The 16,424-nt window shown below is 59.3% G+C and carries 19 protein-coding genes; 5 read left to right on the top strand and 14 right to left on the bottom strand.

Translation table 11 applies throughout. The features are described from left to right. Window positions 1–131 precede the first annotated feature (131 nt). Complete coding sequence (locus QSK43_RS09740; RefSeq protein ID WP_332303323.1) at window positions 132–1,691, bottom strand: VOC family protein; 1,560 nt, start codon at window positions 1,689–1,691, stop codon at window positions 132–134. A 292-nt stretch (window positions 1,692–1,983) separates the two neighbouring features. On the opposite strand from QSK43_RS09740, the gene QSK43_RS09745 reads away from it, so the two are divergent. The 3 genes from QSK43_RS09745 (at window position 1,984) to QSK43_RS09755 (ending at window position 4,783) form a co-directional block, all read left to right on the top strand. Then, window positions 1,984–3,027, top strand: coding sequence for an ABC transporter substrate-binding protein (locus QSK43_RS09745; protein ID WP_332303324.1), 1,044 nt, complete (start codon window positions 1,984–1,986; stop codon window positions 3,025–3,027). 152 nt (window positions 3,028–3,179) lie between these two features. Further along, window positions 3,180–3,968 (top strand): ABC transporter ATP-binding protein, encoded by a 789-nt coding sequence (locus QSK43_RS09750; RefSeq protein WP_332303325.1) that lies wholly within the window; start codon window positions 3,180–3,182, stop codon window positions 3,966–3,968. Beyond that, on the top strand, window positions 3,965–4,783 hold the full coding sequence (locus QSK43_RS09755; protein WP_045017005.1) for an ABC transporter permease: 819 nt from the start codon (window positions 3,965–3,967) through the stop codon (window positions 4,781–4,783). Before QSK43_RS09750 ends, QSK43_RS09755 begins: the two co-directional genes overlap by 4 nt. Window positions 4,784–4,978: 195 nt before the next feature. Here the strand turns inward: QSK43_RS09755 and QSK43_RS09760 are convergent, their stop codons facing one another. From QSK43_RS09760 to QSK43_RS09800, 9 genes are all read right to left on the bottom strand, one after another. After that, on the bottom strand, window positions 4,979–5,656 hold the full coding sequence (locus QSK43_RS09760; RefSeq protein ID WP_332303326.1) for a ZinT family metal-binding protein: 678 nt from the start codon (window positions 5,654–5,656) through the stop codon (window positions 4,979–4,981). Window positions 5,657–5,856: 200 nt separating this feature from the next. Beyond that, window positions 5,857–6,678 carry a mechanosensitive ion channel family protein gene (locus tag QSK43_RS09765; protein WP_045017001.1) on the bottom strand — a complete coding sequence of 274 codons (822 nt, stop codon included), beginning with the start codon at window positions 6,676–6,678 and terminating at the stop codon, window positions 5,857–5,859. Window positions 6,679–6,755: 77 nt separating this feature from the next. Beyond that, window positions 6,756–7,274 (bottom strand): tyrosine phosphatase family protein, encoded by a 519-nt coding sequence (locus QSK43_RS09770; RefSeq protein ID WP_045016999.1) that lies wholly within the window; start codon window positions 7,272–7,274, stop codon window positions 6,756–6,758. After that, window positions 7,271–7,894, bottom strand: a complete 624-nt coding sequence (locus tag QSK43_RS09775; RefSeq protein ID WP_332303327.1) for an HD family hydrolase — start codon at window positions 7,892–7,894, stop codon at window positions 7,271–7,273. The genes QSK43_RS09770 and QSK43_RS09775 overlap by 4 nt, the downstream gene beginning before the upstream one ends. A 2-nt stretch (window positions 7,895–7,896) precedes the next feature. Continuing rightward, on the bottom strand, window positions 7,897–8,742 hold the full coding sequence (gene ygfZ, locus QSK43_RS09780; RefSeq protein ID WP_332303328.1) for a CAF17-like 4Fe-4S cluster assembly/insertion protein YgfZ: 846 nt from the start codon (window positions 8,740–8,742) through the stop codon (window positions 7,897–7,899). Window positions 8,743–9,177: 435 nt separating this feature from the next. Then, window positions 9,178–9,936: a hypothetical protein gene (locus tag QSK43_RS09785; RefSeq protein ID WP_332303329.1), complete on the bottom strand. Its 759-nt coding sequence runs from the start codon at window positions 9,934–9,936 to the stop codon at window positions 9,178–9,180. Window positions 9,937–9,950: 14 nt separating this feature from the next. Continuing rightward, on the bottom strand, window positions 9,951–10,208 hold the full coding sequence (locus tag QSK43_RS09790) for a hypothetical protein (protein WP_003496894.1): 258 nt from the start codon (window positions 10,206–10,208) through the stop codon (window positions 9,951–9,953). Window positions 10,209–10,313: 105 nt separating this feature from the next. Beyond that, window positions 10,314–10,754: a TIGR02301 family protein gene (locus QSK43_RS09795; protein ID WP_332303330.1), complete on the bottom strand. Its 441-nt coding sequence runs from the start codon at window positions 10,752–10,754 to the stop codon at window positions 10,314–10,316. An 83-nt stretch (window positions 10,755–10,837) separates the two neighbouring features. Continuing rightward, entirely contained in the window at window positions 10,838–11,254 is a 417-nt protein-coding gene (locus QSK43_RS09800) for an NUDIX hydrolase (RefSeq protein WP_332303331.1), read from the bottom strand. Window positions 11,255–11,360: 106 nt separating this feature from the next. On the opposite strand from QSK43_RS09800, the gene QSK43_RS09805 reads away from it, so the two are divergent. Continuing rightward, window positions 11,361–11,684, top strand: coding sequence for a YnfA family protein (locus QSK43_RS09805; RefSeq protein WP_332303332.1), 324 nt, complete (start codon window positions 11,361–11,363; stop codon window positions 11,682–11,684). Window positions 11,685–11,694: 10 nt separating this feature from the next. Next, the gene (locus tag QSK43_RS09810) at window positions 11,695–12,456 is read left to right on the top strand and encodes an SOS response-associated peptidase (protein ID WP_332303333.1); all 762 of its coding nucleotides are present in this window, start codon (window positions 11,695–11,697) and stop codon (window positions 12,454–12,456) included. 125 nt (window positions 12,457–12,581) lie between these two features. Here QSK43_RS09810 and QSK43_RS09815 read toward each other — a convergent pair whose 3' ends face one another. The 4 genes from QSK43_RS09815 to QSK43_RS09830 all read right to left on the bottom strand — a co-directional run bounded on the left by QSK43_RS09815 (window position 12,582) and on the right by QSK43_RS09830 (window position 16,343). Further along, complete coding sequence (locus QSK43_RS09815) at window positions 12,582–13,874, bottom strand: GGDEF domain-containing response regulator (protein ID WP_332303334.1); 1,293 nt, start codon at window positions 13,872–13,874, stop codon at window positions 12,582–12,584. Between the two features lie 509 nt (window positions 13,875–14,383). Further along, a complete protein-coding gene (locus QSK43_RS09820; RefSeq protein WP_003496883.1) occupies window positions 14,384–14,515 on the bottom strand; it encodes a hypothetical protein in 132 nt (43 codons plus the stop codon). A 172-nt stretch (window positions 14,516–14,687) separates the two neighbouring features. Continuing rightward, entirely contained in the window at window positions 14,688–15,557 is an 870-nt protein-coding gene (gene pssA, locus QSK43_RS09825) for a CDP-diacylglycerol--serine O-phosphatidyltransferase (protein WP_332303335.1), read from the bottom strand. 30 nt (window positions 15,558–15,587) lie between these two features. Next, window positions 15,588–16,343: a phosphatidylserine decarboxylase gene (locus QSK43_RS09830; RefSeq protein WP_267884602.1), complete on the bottom strand. Its 756-nt coding sequence runs from the start codon at window positions 16,341–16,343 to the stop codon at window positions 15,588–15,590. Between the last annotated feature and the right edge of the window lie 81 nt (window positions 16,344–16,424).

Raw genomic sequence — 16,424 nt, forward strand, 5'->3', positions numbered from 1 at the left:
TCCACAGGACGGTGGGGCCAAAACACGGCCTTCCCCCCTGTCAGACGGCCGAAACAAGGTGTTTTGCAACACGCCCCCTCGGGGAGAAGAAAGAAGCCGCACTCGCTCGGTCCATATGCAATTGCCCTGGATCAGGATGCCGCTGCAAGCCAGCGCCGTGCCGCTTCGATATCGGCAAGCCCGAGATCGTGCCCGTCCTCGACTGTCTCCATCTGCGCCTCCGCGCCGCCTTCTGCAAGCCTGCTCCGCAGGTCGTCCGCCCTGTCGAGGTATTTGTCGCGTTGTCCGGCGACAAGCAGGAAATTGCGGCCGGTAAGATCGGTGTCTGGCCATGTATCGAGAACCGGCATCGGGCGGTAGAGCAGTGCATCGCCGGCGAATTCCGGATGAAGCGCCGTAAAGGCCGCGTAGAAATTCGCGCCGTTGGAATGGCCGATGAAGCGCAGTTTCGAACGGTCGAGACCATAGGACCTGATAGCGCTGTCGACAAAGGCGGAAAAGGCTTCCGCCTCTGAGACGATATCCTTCTGGTCGAAGCTGAAATCGGGGAAACGCCGGAACCAGCGGGCGACGTCGTCTTCCGTACTACGGCCGCGAACGCCGAGGAGCGTGGCGCCCGGAGCCGCCCGGTGTGCCAGCGGCATCAGGCTCGTTTCGCTGCCGCCGGAACCGTGCAGCAGAATGATGGTGCTGCCATCCGGCTTTTCGGGCGTATAGAAGCGGTGCACGAAGGGCAGGTCACGATAGACGATACGCTCCTCGCCAGGCATCGAAAATTGCGGCAGGGCCACGCGCACATCCGCCTCGTCCTTCATGAAGAGTGGGGGAATGAACAGTTTTTCGCCGAGCGCTTCCAACGGCTCGTCAATTGTCATGCCGGGGCCATCGGTCGCCATTTCGATCAGCACTCCGCCCGGTTCGCGGACATAAAGCGAGTGGAAATATTTGCGGTCATGGGCGTTTGTGGGGCTGGAATTCAGCGATTTCAGCCCGGTCAGAACCGCATTCAGCTCATCCATGTCCTTTGCGCGGAAAGCGATGTGATCGACGGTGCCGGTGCCGGGCGCGCTGGACCAGAAGCCGGTGGCGTCACGCACATCGATGATATCGCCGCTTTGCGAAACGAGCCGGCGGATCGCGCCCGTCTGGGTTTCCTGCCGATAATCGAAATGTCTGGTGAGGAAAGCCACGGTTTCTTCCGGCACCTCGCTCAGCATCGTTGCGCCGTAGATACGACGAATGGCGTCTTCTGCGGGAATGTCGTCCGTTTCGTGCGGCGTGGCGTCGGGAAAAGCGTGAGTGCCGACCAGCTTGACGATCAAGCCATCCGGATCTTTCAGCCGGATGACCGGGGCGCCGAATTCATCGGACGGTCCCTCAGTGCGGATGCCGAATTTCAGCGCCCGCGTCAGCCAGAAGCCGATGCTGGCGGGATCGATCGCCAGCGAGACTTCCAGCGTCTGGCCATAACCGACGCGGCCCCGACCGCCATCTTCCCAGACGAGAAATGTCAGAAGGGAGCCGGGCGAGGCGATGTCATCGCCATAGAGCAGGTGAAGCTGCATGGCGTCCTCAAAGCCCGCGGTGCGCTTGGCCAACCGCAGGCCGAGGAAGCCAGCGTAAAAATCGACATTCGCCTGCACCTTCCGGGTGATCATCGTGATGTGGTGTATGCCCAGTGCAGAATTCATCTTGCCGCCCCGCCCGTTTCGCCTGCTGTTCGTAGCTCTATTTGTCTCACGCTGCCCCTGATCCGCAACCCCGACAAATGAGAACGCTGTGTTCTCTGCGTGAACGGTATCCCCGTGGCTTCGTTGCATGCGGGATGCGTAGAAATCGGGCTTTCTGCCTTTGTATCGATCGTTTGTGACTATAAAATAAGCATACACAATTACGGCTATTTTGTATGCAATTTTATCTTGCCTTGATGGTTGGAATTGGGTCTTATGCAACCAAACCAAACAGAACCATCAGGGGGAATAGATGATATTAACGCGTAGGTTGTTGTGCAGAGCTTTAGCCATCGCCGTTGTTGGCGCCGCCGCCGGTATTTCGCTACCCGCGACTGGCGCGCATGCCGAAACGCCGGTGAAATTCACGCTCGACTGGAAATTCGAAGGTCCCGCCGCCGGTTTCTTGCTTGCGCTCGACAAGGGATACTTCAAGGCCGAAGGCCTCGACGTGACGATCGACAGCGGCAATGGTTCGGTGGAAGCCATTCCGCGCGTGGCGACGGGCGCTTACCAGATGGGTTTCGGCGATATCAACTCGGTGATGAAATTCCTCGATGAAGACCCGAGCCAGAAGGTCAAGGCCGTTTACATGGTCTATGAACGCCCGACATTTGCCATCGTCGGCCGTAAGTCGCTGGGTGTCACCGGCGATCCGAAATCGCTGGAGGGCAAGAAACTCGGTGCGCCGCCGCCGGATGGCGCTTTTGCGCAATGGCCGGCCTTCAAGCAGGTCGCAGGGTTGGATGACAGCAAGATCAAGATCGAATCGATCGGTTTTCCGGTGCGTGAACCGATGCTCGCCAAGGGTGATGTCGACGGCGTCTTCGGTTTTGCCTTTTCGGTGATCCTCAATCTTAAGAAGCAGGGCATTGCCGACGACGATATCTCGACCATCCTGATGGCCGAGCATGGCTTGAATCTCTATGGCAACGCGGTGCTGGTAAACACTGATTTCGCTGAGAAAAACCCTGAAGCCGTCAAGGGGTTCATCAAGGCGCTGGCCAAGGGCTTCGCCGATTCCGTCAAGACCCCGGAAGAGGGTGTGGCGGCCGTGCTCAAGCGCAACGAGACGCTCGACAGCGCCATCGAGCTTGAACGCCTCAACATGGCCAACAGCATGAACATCAAGACACCCTACGTGGTGGAAAACGGCATGGGCGGCGTCGATCCGGCTCGGCTTGCTGCCTCCCTCGAAACGCTGAAAGTTTCCATGGGTCTGAAGGGCAACGTCAAGGCGGATCAGGTCTTCGACGCAACCTACCTGCCGCCCAAGGAAGAACGCATGCTTCCCTGATGGGAGGAAACGATGAAGCGAGCGAGCGCCACTCGCTTCTTCTCCCCGGCGGGGAGAAGATACCTGCCGCGACGCCGGGCGTTTGCGATTGCTTCGAAATTGAGGCGAGGATGATGGTGCCGCATGCGCGCGCCAAAAAATTGGGGACTGCGATGGCACATCTCGTGGAAATAGACAATGTCGACATGCGTTACGGTGGGGCGGATGGAACGCTGGCCGTCTCCGGTCTCAACCTGAAGGTCGAGAAGGGCGAGTTCGCGGCGGTCGTCGGTCCGTCCGGTTGCGGCAAATCGACGTTGATGAAGCTGGTGACGGGGCTGCATATTCCGCAGAGGGGCAATGTCATCGTCGCCGGGCGGCAGGTCACGGAGCCGGTCTCCATTGTCGGCATGGCGTTTCAGAACCCGACAATGCTGCCCTGGCGCACGACGCTGGAAAATATCCTGCTACCGCTGGAGATCGTCGAGAAACATCGCCGACGTCTGCGCGCTCACAAGGCTGAATATGTCGCGAAAGCAGAGCGGCTGCTTGAGATCGTCGGCCTGAAAGGCTTCGGATCGAAATATCCCTGGCAGCTTTCCGGCGGCATGCAGCAGCGCGCCAATCTTTGTCGCGCATTGATCCACGAACCGGATCTTCTGATGCTGGATGAGCCTTTCGGCGCGCTCGATGCCTTCACCCGCGAGGAGTTGTGGTGCGTCATGCGCGATCTGCATACGGCGCAGCGGGTCACCATCATTCTCGTAACGCATGATCTGCGCGAAGCGACATTTCTGGCCGACAAGATTTTCGTGATGAGCGCAAGGCCGGGCCGTGTGCTGGCGGAACACCGTGTGCCTTTCGCGCGGCCGCGCCAGCTCGATATCATGTATGACAAGGGTTTCAACGACATGGTGCAGGAACTGCATGGCGAAATAGCGCAGGCGAGGGTGGCGGCATGAGCGCGATTGTTGAAAGCAACGTGGCGGTCGCGCCGTCAAAGCCGCTGATCGACCGGGTCAACTGGGTGAAAGCCGCGCCCTGGCTCTATACGCTGGCGCTCTTTGTCCTGTGGGAATTGCTGGTTTACGCGCTGAAAATGCCGCCGACCATTCTGCCGTCGCCGGTCAGGGTCGGGCAGGCCATCGTGCAATATTGGTCGCCGATCTGGAAGAATTCGCTGCAGACGCTTTATACGACGACGCTGGGTTTCGCCATTGCGGTGGCCGCCGGTCTCGCCATCGGTCTCTTTATCGGCTGGTCGAAAACCATCTATGCCGGGCTTTATCCGCTGATGATCGGCTTCAATGCCATCCCGAAAGTGGCGCTGGTTCCAATTCTCGTCATCTGGTTCGGCATCGGCACCGTGCCCGCCGTCTTGACCGCCTTCCTGATCTCCTTCTTCCCCATCGTCGTCAATGTCGCGACCGGTCTTGCCACCATCGAACCGGAAACGGAGGACGTGCTGCGCGCACTCGGCGCGAAAAAGATGGACATCATGCTGAAGGTCGGCATTCCGCGTTCCATGCCCTATTTTTTCGGCTCGCTGAAAATCGCCATCACGCTTGCCTTCGTCGGCTCGGTCGTATCGGAAACCGTCGCCTCCAATTACGGCCTCGGTAACATGATGAGTTCGGCGCAGAGCCAGTTCAACGTGCCGCTGGTCTTTGCCGGCCTGCTGATGCTCGCTGTGGAAGGCATCGTCATGTACGCGATCATGGCCTGGCTCGAAAGGCGCATGACCGGCTGGGCGCATCGCTCGACCATGGGGCAGTGAGCGGTGGCCGCTTGTTTCTTCTCCCCGTCCGGGGAGAAGATGGCCCGAAGGGGTAGGTGAGGGGGCAACGCCAGCGATAAGCCGAGAGTTGCCCCCTCAACCCGCTGCCGCGACCTTCTCCCCGGCGGGGAGAAGGCTAAAACCGCGCCCGCTCACGTCATTCACACATGATGAGAGAAACGCGAGGTTTCGGTCTCAATGCGCCGACATTTCCTTCACGATCTCGGGGCCGTCCATCATAAACGGATAATAGGTCGGCCAATTGGTCACTTCATCGAGCAGCGCCTTGCGGTCGTTGCCCCAGTAGAGGTGGTAGTGGCCGGCCTTGGCAGGCTCGATGGTGTGATCGCTGAACTGGACGAATTGCGGTGCTGCCTCGTCGCCACCGGTTTTCTTGAAAATGTACCTGACGCCCCTGTTGCCCTTTTTATAGGTGAGGATTTCATAGCCATCGTCGGCATAGGTTGCCTCGATTGGCTTGGCTTCGCGATAGAAGGAGAAGCTGTTGCCCTTGATGACGATGCGGTTGACGTCCGTCTTGTAGCCGATGGCGTAATAGGCGCGGTATTCTTCGGCGCTCTTGTCGCCATGGGCCGCCTTTTCCGCCATGACGGGGTCGAGCGAGCCGTTCAGCAGATAGGGATAGACCGATTGCCAGTCGCCTTCCCAGTCGGAAAGCGTGCGCGGCTTCACCTGGGCGTCCTCGAAATAACCCTTGTAGATCTGCTTCTCGGCCTCGGTCTGACCGTGGCTGTGGTCATGGCTATGCGCGGAGGCGGCCTTGTCGTTTCCGGCTGCCAGTGCCGAGGCTGTCATCAGCAGCATGGAACCGATGGCAAGCGCGCCGGTGACGCGGGTGATGGTTTTTTGCATTGTTCTGCCCCTTTGTATGTTCCAAAATCGAAAGATTCGTAATGTAATAACATTACGAATAGGTCGTATAAACACGTCTTTCGCCAGACGCAAGAGCGCCTGTCGCCACCCTTGCGCGAAAAATGGCGAAAGCCGGCACTGGGCCGGCTTTCGTATGAAACAGAATGAATGGAGAAGGGAGCGGTTGGGACGCGCTCAGCTCAAGCGGTCTGCGCGTTTAATTCCGCCTTGCGCTCATCGAAAGCGAGCTTCATCGCCTTCGTCACGTCACGCGTGGTCGCGAAATAATTGTCGCTGCGGGCCCAGTAGCGCAATTTCACGGTGGCGCTGTCGGCGCTGACCGAATCGACGAAGGTGATGGGGGCGGGGTCCAGCAGCACCCGGCTTTCCGAGCGCACCACGCGCATCAGCATGTCCTGCGCCGCCGTCAGATCTTCGTCGTTGGCAACGGTCAGGCTCAATTCATGGCGGCGTGAGGGGAAGCGGCTGTAATTGGTGATCGGCACGTTCCACAGGGTGGAGTTGGGCGCGAGACGGTAAAGTCCGTCGCTGGTTTTAAGCTCGGTCGCAAACAGGCCTATTTCGATAACCGTCCCGGTGACCGTGCTGGTCTCGATATATTCACCGACCCGGAAGGGACGCAGCACCAGAAGCATGATGCCGGCGGCAATGTTCTGCAGCGTGCCCTGAAGTGCCAGACCGATGGCGAGACCGGCGGCGCCAAGTGCGGCAAGAATGGAGGCCGTTTGCACCCCGAACTGGCCGAGCACCATGACCAGCACCAGAATAAGCACCACATAACGGACGGCGCCCGCGAAGAAACCGGCGAGCGTCGCATCGAAGCCGCGAATGCGCGACAGGCCCTGAAAAGCCCAGCGTTGCAGGAAAGTCGCGGCCAGCCAGCCGATGATCAGGAGCAGAAGCGCGCCGACGATCGAGAAGGAATATTGCACCGCAAGCGCGCTCGCCTGTCTCACCGCAGCCTGTGATGCGACGATGATATCCGTTGCCTGTTGTTCCATGAATTGTCCCGTGATTCTTATTGCTGTTCAGGTTGGGTAACGAACGGACGCCGCCGGGGTTCCGCCAGGCGGAAGCGTCAGTTGCCGAGCGGCAGCACGAAGGGCACATTGCCATCCGTATCCGCACCCCGGCCGATTGCCTTGATTGCTGCCACCAGCCTGCCATCGCGGCCAAGCAGCCGGTCGCCGATGGCGATGATGCGCGTATTCGGCGTGGCATAGGGCGAGGCGGCGCGCAGGCTGAGCGCAAGCGCCATGTCGTCCTGATCCGGATAGAGGCAAAGCGCCGCGATGACGGCTGCGGCCGGCGAGCGCGACACGCCCATCCAGCAATGGACGAGAAGCGGTGCGGATTGATCCCATTCGCGCGCGAAATCGATCAGCCGCAGCACATGCGCATCATCAGGAGCGATGAGATCGCCTGTGCCCTTAAAGGTGATGTCGTTCATGGCAAGTGTCAGATGACGATCAGCGGCAATCACAGCCGGGCGGTGAAAGGTCTGCTCCCTGGCGATCAGCGTCACCATTTCGCGGGCCTTGTGCTTCACGGCCATTTCCGCGATCCGCGACAGTGGCGATACGACGATGGCAGTCATTTCACGTCCCCGATTTTTACGGCACGCATCGCCTCGATCGCTTCGAAACGTTCGATGAACAACCTCTGCGCCTCCGTCGAGGGAAGCGGGATAATGTCGAACATGTCGCGGGTGATGCCACGCGGCAGGCCGAAGAATTTTTGCGCTTCAGTGATGGAAAAGCCGGCAAGCTCCGTCGCCTCGAAAAAGGCGGCAACCGTATCCGCCTTCTTGATGCGGTCCTTCAATTCCCGCGAGGCATGCGGCGGCAGGCCGAAGCGCAGATGCACGGCGGCTTCCAGCCGTTTCTCCACGGTTTTATAACCGCCACCGACCACGGATTTGAACGGCGAGATCATGTCGCCGATGACATATTCGGGCGCGTCGTGCAAAAGCGCCATCTGCATGTCGTCGGGCGTCGCATTCGTGCACATACGGCAAAAGATGGTTTCGACGATGAGGCTATGCTGGGCGACGGAAAAGGCGTGATCGCCGCGCGTCTGGCCGTTCCAGCGGGCGACGCGGGCAAGACCATGGGCGATATCGGCGATTTCAACGTCGAGCGGCGAGGGGTCGAGCAGATCGAGTCGCCGTCCGGAAAGCATGCGCTGCCAGGCGCGCGGACTTTTTGCGGGCGCCAAGCTTATTCCTCCGCCTGTGCCGGATCGACTGTTGGGAAGGAAATGCCGGTCCAGACCGGCAGTGCCACGGTCACGGTGACATCCTCCGCAAGCAGTGGTGTAGCGGAGGCGAGCGCATCGGCAATGCGGTCGATCCGCACGATGGCAAGCGCTTTGTTGCCGCAAACGGTTCCCAGCGTGCCGACCGGTTTGCCATTGGCGGTGATGTCTGTTCCCGTAGCGGGAAGCGTGCTCTCGGCCGAAACGGTGACGATGCGCCGTCTTGCGGTGCCGCGATGCTTCATGCGCGAGACGACCTCCTGGCCGACAAAGCAGCCTTTTTTGAAGGAGATGCCGTCATTCACATCCATCAGCACATCATGGGGGAAGGCGTCCTGCAACGCATAATCCCGGCCGGAGTCGGCAATGCCTTGTTCGATGCGCAAGGCGTCGTAGGCCGCCACGTCGCCTGAGGTCGAAGCATCAGGCACACGGAACAGATCGATGCCGGCCTTGGTGAAACGGCCATCCTTCACGCCAGCCTCTGGCGCGCCCTCATTCCAGAAAACGCTGACGCCTTCGACAGGCTCTAGCTTGAGATCGACGGGTGCGCGCAGTCTGTACATGGTCAGGCGACGCAGCAGCGCATCCTGTTCGGCAGCGCCAGTTTCAATCACGTAACCCGGCCCTTCGCGCGCGATCAGAAAATCGAACAGGATCTTGCCCTGCGGTGTCAAAAGGGCTGCGGCGCGCGCTTCGCCTTCCGGCAGGTTTTCAACATCGGCCGTGATCAGATTGTTCAGAAATTCTTCGGCACCCGTACCGGAAACTCTGATCAGGCGGCGGTCGGCAAGAAAAGCGGAAGGCATGGCGTCACCGTTCGGTTCATTGAGGGCATTTGGCCGAAACCGTTCACAGCATACGACGCACGGGCCGGGATTGATGAGGCAGGCTTAAAGCTTGCCGTCGTTGGGGCTTTCTTCTTCCGTCATTCCGGCCCTGAGCCGGAATCCAGTCGACGCGCGTCGGCGCGGCGGGGAAACCCTTTTCAGCCCAAGGACTTGGGCTGGCTGGATCCCGGCTCAAGACCGGGATGACGGGAGTAGGGAGCGTTACGAACCACAGCAAGTTTCAAACCTGCCGCACCAATCTAAATCCTCGTATCGTTCACTTTGAAACCGAATCGTAGAAATGCTCCCTCGATTGTTTCGCACATCATGGCAACAGCGCGACCGCGCTTTTGCCAAATGCTCATTCCGCACAGTTAGGATTTTTGCAAAAGAACGGCAAGCACCACGATGCGATCAATCGCCGGCGGTGAAGAACTTCCACTTGCCGTCAGGCGAAATGCCGATGCGGTAAAAGCTGTAATTGCCGAATTCCTGCATGTCGGCCAGATCGCCCGCCGTGATGATGCGCAGCAGCTCCACCTTTTCAGGCGCAGTCAGCGTATTGAGCGGCTTTCCGGCGAAATAGGGGAAGACATAGGCTTCATCGGGCGTGCCGGCGTCGATGTGGGCATAGCCAGTCGATAGCAGGTCGATGATGATCGCCAGCACTTCAAGACCGTCGGGATCGCCGGAATAGCTTTTCAGCGCCGCAATCGGGTCGTCGCTGTCAGTGCCGTCGATACGGAACTGCTTGTCGCTGGCGGCGATGAACGGCCGCAGTTTCTCGATATCGCCAGATGCGGCAGCGTCAATGATCTGCTGGCGAAGCTTGCGCACGGCTTCCGGCGCCTTGGAAAAGTCATGCTCGATAACGACCGACATTTCAGGCGTATTGTCCGGCTTGGCGGGCTGCTGGGTCGATTGACCGGCGGAACGGTCGACCAGAGGGTCGGGCAGGGGAATGCCGTCCGAATCACCTTCGATCTCGTCAGGCTCCGGCGGCTGGGGCCGTTGCGGCTGCTCGCCATTTTGGGCTTGCGGTTCGCTTTCGGTATTTTGCGCCGGTTTCAGCTCGGAAAGCGCAAAGGCACGGCTCGGCAGCCCCGCGGTCAGGGCAAGCAGAATGGACAGCATGGCGGAAGAGCGCAAAAGCCCCTTGCTCAGGCAAGACATGATAGACCCCGACTTTACTGTATCACCCGCTGCGGAGAAAATTCGCCTTCCAGCATGCGCTGGCGCAGCGATTCCAGCATTGCTTCAGCGCCGGCTTCACCGTGCATACGGATGGTTTCGCGCATGGCCAGAGCGATGGCGGCATCGGCGATGATCTCAGGCTCGATGCCGTCGGCCATGCCGTCAGCCCATGCCTCGTTCTGGTGTTCCAGAGCGACCTGCATCTTTTCATGCACGATCATGTCGTCGATTTCGTTACGGCTCGTCTGCATTTTTCATCCTCGACAGGGCGGGCAAGTCCTTACCACCCTGTTAACAACACTAGCAGCCTTTTATCAAAACGGCACGGGCTGCGGCGAAAAGAGGTTAACAATCCGCTAATTTCCGAACCTGGAAGCTATTTCCTGAGCAAGTGTTGCCCCTTCGTTACGGTAGCTCTCTTCTGCCATGACGGCGGCGCGTGTGCAACTGGTGTGGATGGCCGCAAAGGAACGATATCCACGGTTGAATGCAGCCGTCATGCGCTGACGCCTCTCAGCTTCGTTGGCCGTATCGGCAGCCAGAAGATCGCTCATCGATTTGCGCCAGTCCTCTGGCCCTGAAGAGGGGCACAGCGTTCTCAGATATTGCACCGCGCCCAATATCTCCGAAAGCCTTGCCAGCCTGTCGTCATAGGGTGCTGGCTTGGGCGGTTGTGCTTCCGGCGGGCGGGCCTCTTTGGAAGCAGCCTTGGAAGGCTGCGCATAGGCAATGCCGTCTTGCCCGGCAGGAACCAGCATGATCAGGAAAAGAGACAGGAAAATGGTTGGTCGTATCAAAATTCTATTCAGCCCCACACATACTCGTGAACACCCGGCGGGCGGATGGACCGTAGATAATAGCGATTCTGGCCGGCTGGCAATCATGCAAGCAGACGCTCGGCGCATTCGATGACGCTTTCAGGCGCCGGCAACCGCTTGATTTCGGAAAGCGTGAACCAGCCCGCATCCGCCGCGTCGTCAGCCGCCGTCACCGCCGGGTCCGTATCCGTCTCCACGGTGAAGACGGAGAGGAAATAGTGGCTCGTCAGCACACCTTCCGAGTCATGCGACGGCAAATCGTAGGTCGCGAACAATTGCGGTTCGCGGGCGATAATACCGGTTTCTTCCTGTAATTCGCGAAGCGCGGTCTCCGCTGGCGTTTCGCCTTCCTCACCGCGCCCGCCCGGAAAGGTGAACATGTCTTTCGACGGCGGGTTGATGCGGCGCACGAGAAGCAGCCGGTCTCCATTCCTGACGATGGCGGAGGAGGCGGGGCGGGGCTTGATACGAAGGGTCATCAATGGTTTCGCTTGTTTAAGCCGTCTTGGGCCTGTCTATATTGGTCCCAGAATACCAATGCTGTATTCGGGAATCGGATCGATTGTGCACGCAGAAGACGGTGGAATGAAGGTCTATCTTATTTATGCATTGGCCGCTGTCGCGGAAATCGCCGGTTGTTTTGCCTTCTGGGCATGGTTGAAACTCGGCAAAACGGGCTGGATATTGTTGCCGGGCATGCTGGCTCTGGCGGTTTTTGCCTGGGCTTTGACGCTGGTTCCGACCGAGTCGGCGGGCAGGGCCTATGCCGCCTATGGCGGGATTTACATTGCCGCATCGCTTCTCTGGCTCTGGGGCGTTGAAGGGCAGATGCCGGATAAATGGGATATCGCTGGCGGCGGCGTCTGCCTTGCCGGCACGGCCATTATTCTATTCGGCCCCCGGGCCTGAGGAGCAGACAATGTGCGGACGTTTCGTCCTGAAAGCGACGCCGGAAGAGATTGCCGATTATCTCGACCTGATCGGCCTTGAGGATTTTCCCGCCCGGTTCAATATCGCGCCCACACAGCCCATTCTGATCGTGCTGGAAGGTGAGCGGCAGGAGCGTGGCAGTAACCTGCCTAACCGGCGGGCCATGCTGGTGCGCTGGGGTTTTATGCCCGGCTGGGTCAAGGACCCCAAGGATTTTCCGCTGCTCATCAATGCCCGCTCGGAAACGGCCATCGGCAAGGCGTCGTTTCGGGCGGCCATGCGCCATCGCCGCGTGCTGGTGCCGGCAACCGGCTTTTACGAATGGCGGCGTCCACCCAAGGAGGAGGGCGGCAAGCCCCAGCCCTATTTCATTCGCCCGAAAAACGGTGGCATCGTCGCTTTTGCCGGTCTTATGGAAACCTGGTCCTCCGCTGACGGATCCGAGGTCGATACCGGCGCGATCCTCACCACCGCCGCCAATGCCGCGATCGGCCGCATTCACGACCGCATGCCGGTGGTGATCGCGCCCGAGGATTTCAGTCGCTGGCTGGATTGCAAGACGCAGGAGCCGCGCGAAGTGGCCGATCTGATGCGGCCGGTTCAGGATGATTTTTTCGAGATGATCCCTGTGTCCGATAAGGTCAACAAGGTCGCCAATGTCGGTGCTGATCTCATCGAGCCGGTGCCGGAAAGCGCACCGCTTGCGAAAATCAGGTCGCCTAAAGATGATGGCCAGATGTCGCTATTCTGATGTGCTTGCCAGGCATCCGAGGCTGACCATTGCAGATCGGCGTTGCAGCTTGTTTCTTCTCCCCCGCCGGGGAGAAGAAATATGCGGCACCCGCTCGATCCACAGGTGACCGTCCTGCGACAGCCTTACCCGTTTCGGCCCATTTTCAGCAGGCCTTCCTGGATCATGACGTCGGAATAGACGCGATTGCGGCCATTCGCCTTGGCGAGATAGAGCAGCTGGTCTGCGGCATTCAGCTGGTTGTCGAAGGGCTCGCCCTTTTCGATTTCCACAACGCCAAGCGAAATCGTCAGCGCCAGGCTGCTGCCGCTCAGCTGACGGCCGTTCTTTTCCACCTTCTCACGCAGGTTTTCGCAGAATTGATAGGCCGCATGCGCATCCAGTCCGCGCAGGAACACGGCGAATTCTTCGCCGCCGAGGCGTGCGGGAATATGGCGTTGCTCGGCACACATGTCCTGCAACAGTTCGGCAAGCTTTTTCAGGGCCCTGTCACCGGCGTCGTGCCCGAGCGTGTCGTTGATCTTCTTGAAATGGTCGATATCGAGGATAGCGACCGCGCCGCTCTCGGCATCGTCGTTGATGACCTCCATCAGCGCCCGCGTGCGCTCGAAGAAAGAGCGGCGGTTGGGCAATCCGGTCAGATGGTCGCGTTCGGCCAGTTCCCGCAGTCGCTTGAGCTGTTTCAGCGTCTCGATATTGTTGTCGATGCGGCATTGCAATTCTTCCGGCACGAAAGGGCGATAGACGAAATCCGACGCCCCGGCCTTGAGGAAGCTTGCCGAAAGCAGCCGGTCGGTGGAGGACGATATGCCGATGACCCGCAGATCCTCCGACGAGCGGCTGTCGCAGATGCGGCGCGTCAGCTCATAGCCGTCCATGTCGGGCATATGATAATCGGTGATGACAAGCTGGATCGACGGATCCTGCGACAGGATTTCCAGCGCCCGATTGCCCGAATGCGCTTCGCTGACCCTGAAGTTCTGCCGCTCCAGAATTTCCACGAGGCCGGAACGCGCCGTGCGCGCATCATCGACCACGAGAACGGAGAACAGCCTGTTGGTCAAAATCCGGTCGACCGTCTTGACCACCGCATCGACGGTGCGATGACCGTCCTTGACGATGTAGTCGATGATCTTCTTCTCGGCATAGCGCTTGCGCGCCTCGTCATCCACCGTGGCGGTGAAAACGATCGCCGGCACCTTGCGTTCCGAAAGAAGCGCGAGAATTTCACCCTTCGGCGCATCGGGCAGATTGAGCCCCGTGAGCGCCAGTGTGAAATCATGGGCCTGCAACAGGATATCGGCTTGCGCCATGCTGTCACAATGGATGACCTCGGCTTGCGTTTCCTCCGAGAGCCGCGTCGTCAGCAATATGGAAAGAGCAACGGAATCTTCAATCAGAAGGATTTTGTCCTGCATGCGGTCCCAAGCCCCCAATGGCCCATTTCGACGGTTTCCCGAAACGTCAGACTTTCCGTCGCCGTATGCCTACGGATCCGAAAATCGGGCTTGCGCATTGTTGCGGGAAGAATCGTGAAAGTAGAAAACTCTTTGATGTTCAGTAGTATATTCGAAACTATCCGTACAGCTAAACTGCAGAAGTGGAGCATTCTACACCTGTTTCGTTGCAACTTGGTTACGGAAAACGGCGGGATTTATGAAAATGTCGTATCATTTGTATGACTTTTGAAGCCAACGCCTATAAAAGCTGCGGCGCCAGTGACGGCGCCGCGCGATTGCCAAAATCCTTTCGGCAAGATGTGCGTGAGCGGCAAGACCCGCAGCTACTTCGCCGGCGACAGTAAAAACCGGAAATACTTTTAGGCTGTTCCTGAAGGAAGCCGTCGCGGCTCCGGGACACTATTGTGTGAAAACAACGTGTTGCAGAGATTTCCTCTTTCCGGTCGAGCCGGAAGGAGTGAATGCATTCAGGCGGTTTTGGCGGCAGGCTTGCGCTTCAGCATCAGGGCCGCGGCTGCAACGGCCTTCAGTCCGAGCGGGCGGTAGTGGCTGTTGAGGTCAGGCTTGGCCTGCGGCTGCGCCTTCGTCTCGTTCGTCATTTTTCTCTCTCCACAATTCACGCCAATCGCCTGTGCGAAGCGTGTGAGCGACTTCTTTCGAGGGAAATCTTGACGGATTCGAGGCGAAAAAAACGAAACCGTTTTTTTGAGACTGCGACATTTCGCGCCACATCCCACTTCGGCCCGGAAGAGAAAAATAAAGCCTCAGGTTTTAAATACCGCGATCGAGGCCATCGCCGCCATCCGCGTCGCCATGCGCATCTTCATCGATTGTCAGCGTGCCATAACGGCGGTGCCACAGGCGGGCGCTGATGGGAATGAAGAGGAGATAGGCGGCAACGGTCAGGACCAGCACCTCCCAGGTGAAGCTCATCAGCATCGCCACGTAAAGCACGACGACGAGGATCATCGGCAACACCAGATCGCGGCGGATTCGGCTGGTGCCGGATTTTCCCGACCAGACCGGCAGACGGCTGATGAGGAGATAACCGATCAGCACGGTATAGGCGGCGGCGACGTAAGCGAAGGGTTTGCCCGGTTCCACACCGAGGAAGCCGAGATAGACGGGCAGAAGCACCAGCATGGCGCCCATGGGGGCCGGAACACCGACGAAGAATTCGTTCTGCCACGGCGCTTTCACCGGCCGCTCGATCATGACGTTGAAGCGCGCCAGGCGCAGGCCGGCGGCGATGACATAGATGAGGGCGGCGATCCAGCCGATCGAACGGACCTGATCGAGCAGATAGATATAGACGACGAGGGCAGGGGCGACACCGAAATTGACGATATCGGCCAGACTATCCATCTGTTCGCCGAATTTGGAAGTCGCCTTCATCATGCGGGCGATGCGCCCGTCGATACCGTCGAGGAAGGCGGCGAGCAGCACCATGCCGACGGCCAGTTCGAATCGGCCCTCGATGGCAAGGCGCACGCCGCTCAGGCCCGCGCAGATGGCCAGAACGGTGATGAGATTGGGAATCACGAGGCGAAAGGGGATTTCCCTCAGGCGTGGCCCACGGCCGCTATCGTTGCGGCCCTCAGTCTTTCCGTTCTGTTGCGGCTCCGAAATCGGCGTTTCCATGGCTCATGCCCTTCCTGTTTCCGTTTTCCGTCAACCGCGGCGGCTGACGACCGGACCCTTGGCGGAGCCGAACTCGGCAAGCACGGTTTCACCGGCAATCGCCGTCTGGCCCACCGAAACGCGCGGCTGAAAACCTTCCGGCAGGAAGATATCGAGGCGCGAGCCGAACCGGATAAGACCGAAACGCTCGCCGGCATCAACCGGTTCATTCGGCTTGACCCAGCAGACGATACGGCGGGCGACCATGCCGGCGATCTGCACCACGCCGACCTTGCCATGCGCGGTCTCGATCACGAGGCCGTTACGCTCGTTGTCTTCGGAGGCCTTGTCCACTTCCGCATTGAGGAAGAGGCCGGGGCGGTAGGCGACATTGACGATGCGGCCGCGCACCGGTGCACGGTTCACATGGCAGTTGAACACGTTCATGAACACCGAGATGCGCACCATCGGCTCCTTGCCGAGTTCCAGCTCCAGCGGCGGAACGACGGTCTGGACGGCGGAAACCTTGCCGTCGGCGGGGCTGATGATCAGATCGTCATCCTGCGGTGTCACGCGCTCGGGATCGCGGAAGAAATAGGCGCACCAGGCGGTCAGAACGAGACCGACCCAGAAAAGCGGTTCGGATATCCAGCCGAGCACCAGCGATGCGACGAAGAAGGCGGCTACGAAGACGTAACCTTCCTTGTGGATCGGTACGATGGTGTTGCGAATGGTGTCGAACAGATTCATAAGTTTCCTTGCTCCGGTTTTCGCCTGCCGCGTCTGTATATTGTCGTGATACGACATGATCCATACGGGCATGCGACAAAGTTCGCCTAGCTGGTTACAGCCAAACTTCCCGCCCGGCAATGGTCCGGTTGGTGTGCA

The sequence above is a fragment of the Rhizobium sp. GR12 genome (assembly GCF_036596185.1).
In the GTDB taxonomy this organism is placed as follows: domain Bacteria; phylum Pseudomonadota; class Alphaproteobacteria; order Rhizobiales; family Rhizobiaceae; genus Agrobacterium; species Agrobacterium nepotum.

What these genes read in the sequence shown, in the direction of transcription:
- QSK43_RS09790 (WP_003496894.1), bottom strand. Translation starts at nt 10,208, where the DNA reads ATGCAGACGAGCCGTAACGAAATCGACGACATGATCGTGCATGAAAAG.
- pssA (WP_332303335.1), bottom strand. Translation starts at nt 15,557, where the DNA reads ATGGAAACGCCGATTTCGGAGCCGCAACAGAACGGAAAGACTGAGGGC.
- QSK43_RS09830 (WP_267884602.1), bottom strand. Translation starts at nt 16,343, where the DNA reads ATGTCGTATCACGACAATATACAGACGCGGCAGGCGAAAACCGGAGCA.
- QSK43_RS09760 (WP_332303326.1), bottom strand. Translation starts at nt 5,656, where the DNA reads ATGCAAAAAACCATCACCCGCGTCACCGGCGCGCTTGCCATCGGTTCC.
- QSK43_RS09750 (WP_332303325.1), top strand. Translation starts at nt 3,180, where the DNA reads ATGGCACATCTCGTGGAAATAGACAATGTCGACATGCGTTACGGTGGG.
- QSK43_RS09745 (WP_332303324.1), top strand. Translation starts at nt 1,984, where the DNA reads ATGATATTAACGCGTAGGTTGTTGTGCAGAGCTTTAGCCATCGCCGTT.
- QSK43_RS09770 (WP_045016999.1), bottom strand. Translation starts at nt 7,274, where the DNA reads ATGACTGCCATCGTCGTATCGCCACTGTCGCGGATCGCGGAAATGGCC.
- QSK43_RS09810 (WP_332303333.1), top strand. Translation starts at nt 11,695, where the DNA reads ATGTGCGGACGTTTCGTCCTGAAAGCGACGCCGGAAGAGATTGCCGAT.
- QSK43_RS09800 (WP_332303331.1), bottom strand. Translation starts at nt 11,254, where the DNA reads ATGACCCTTCGTATCAAGCCCCGCCCCGCCTCCTCCGCCATCGTCAGG.
- QSK43_RS09815 (WP_332303334.1), bottom strand. Translation starts at nt 13,874, where the DNA reads ATGCAGGACAAAATCCTTCTGATTGAAGATTCCGTTGCTCTTTCCATA.
- QSK43_RS09755 (WP_045017005.1), top strand. Translation starts at nt 3,965, where the DNA reads ATGAGCGCGATTGTTGAAAGCAACGTGGCGGTCGCGCCGTCAAAGCCG.
- ygfZ (WP_332303328.1), bottom strand. Translation starts at nt 8,742, where the DNA reads ATGCCTTCCGCTTTTCTTGCCGACCGCCGCCTGATCAGAGTTTCCGGT.
- QSK43_RS09765 (WP_045017001.1), bottom strand. Translation starts at nt 6,678, where the DNA reads ATGGAACAACAGGCAACGGATATCATCGTCGCATCACAGGCTGCGGTG.
- QSK43_RS09740 (WP_332303323.1), bottom strand. Translation starts at nt 1,691, where the DNA reads ATGAATTCTGCACTGGGCATACACCACATCACGATGATCACCCGGAAG.
- QSK43_RS09820 (WP_003496883.1), bottom strand. Translation starts at nt 14,515, where the DNA reads ATGACGAACGAGACGAAGGCGCAGCCGCAGGCCAAGCCTGACCTCAAC.
- QSK43_RS09805 (WP_332303332.1), top strand. Translation starts at nt 11,361, where the DNA reads ATGAAGGTCTATCTTATTTATGCATTGGCCGCTGTCGCGGAAATCGCC.
- QSK43_RS09785 (WP_332303329.1), bottom strand. Translation starts at nt 9,936, where the DNA reads ATGTCTTGCCTGAGCAAGGGGCTTTTGCGCTCTTCCGCCATGCTGTCC.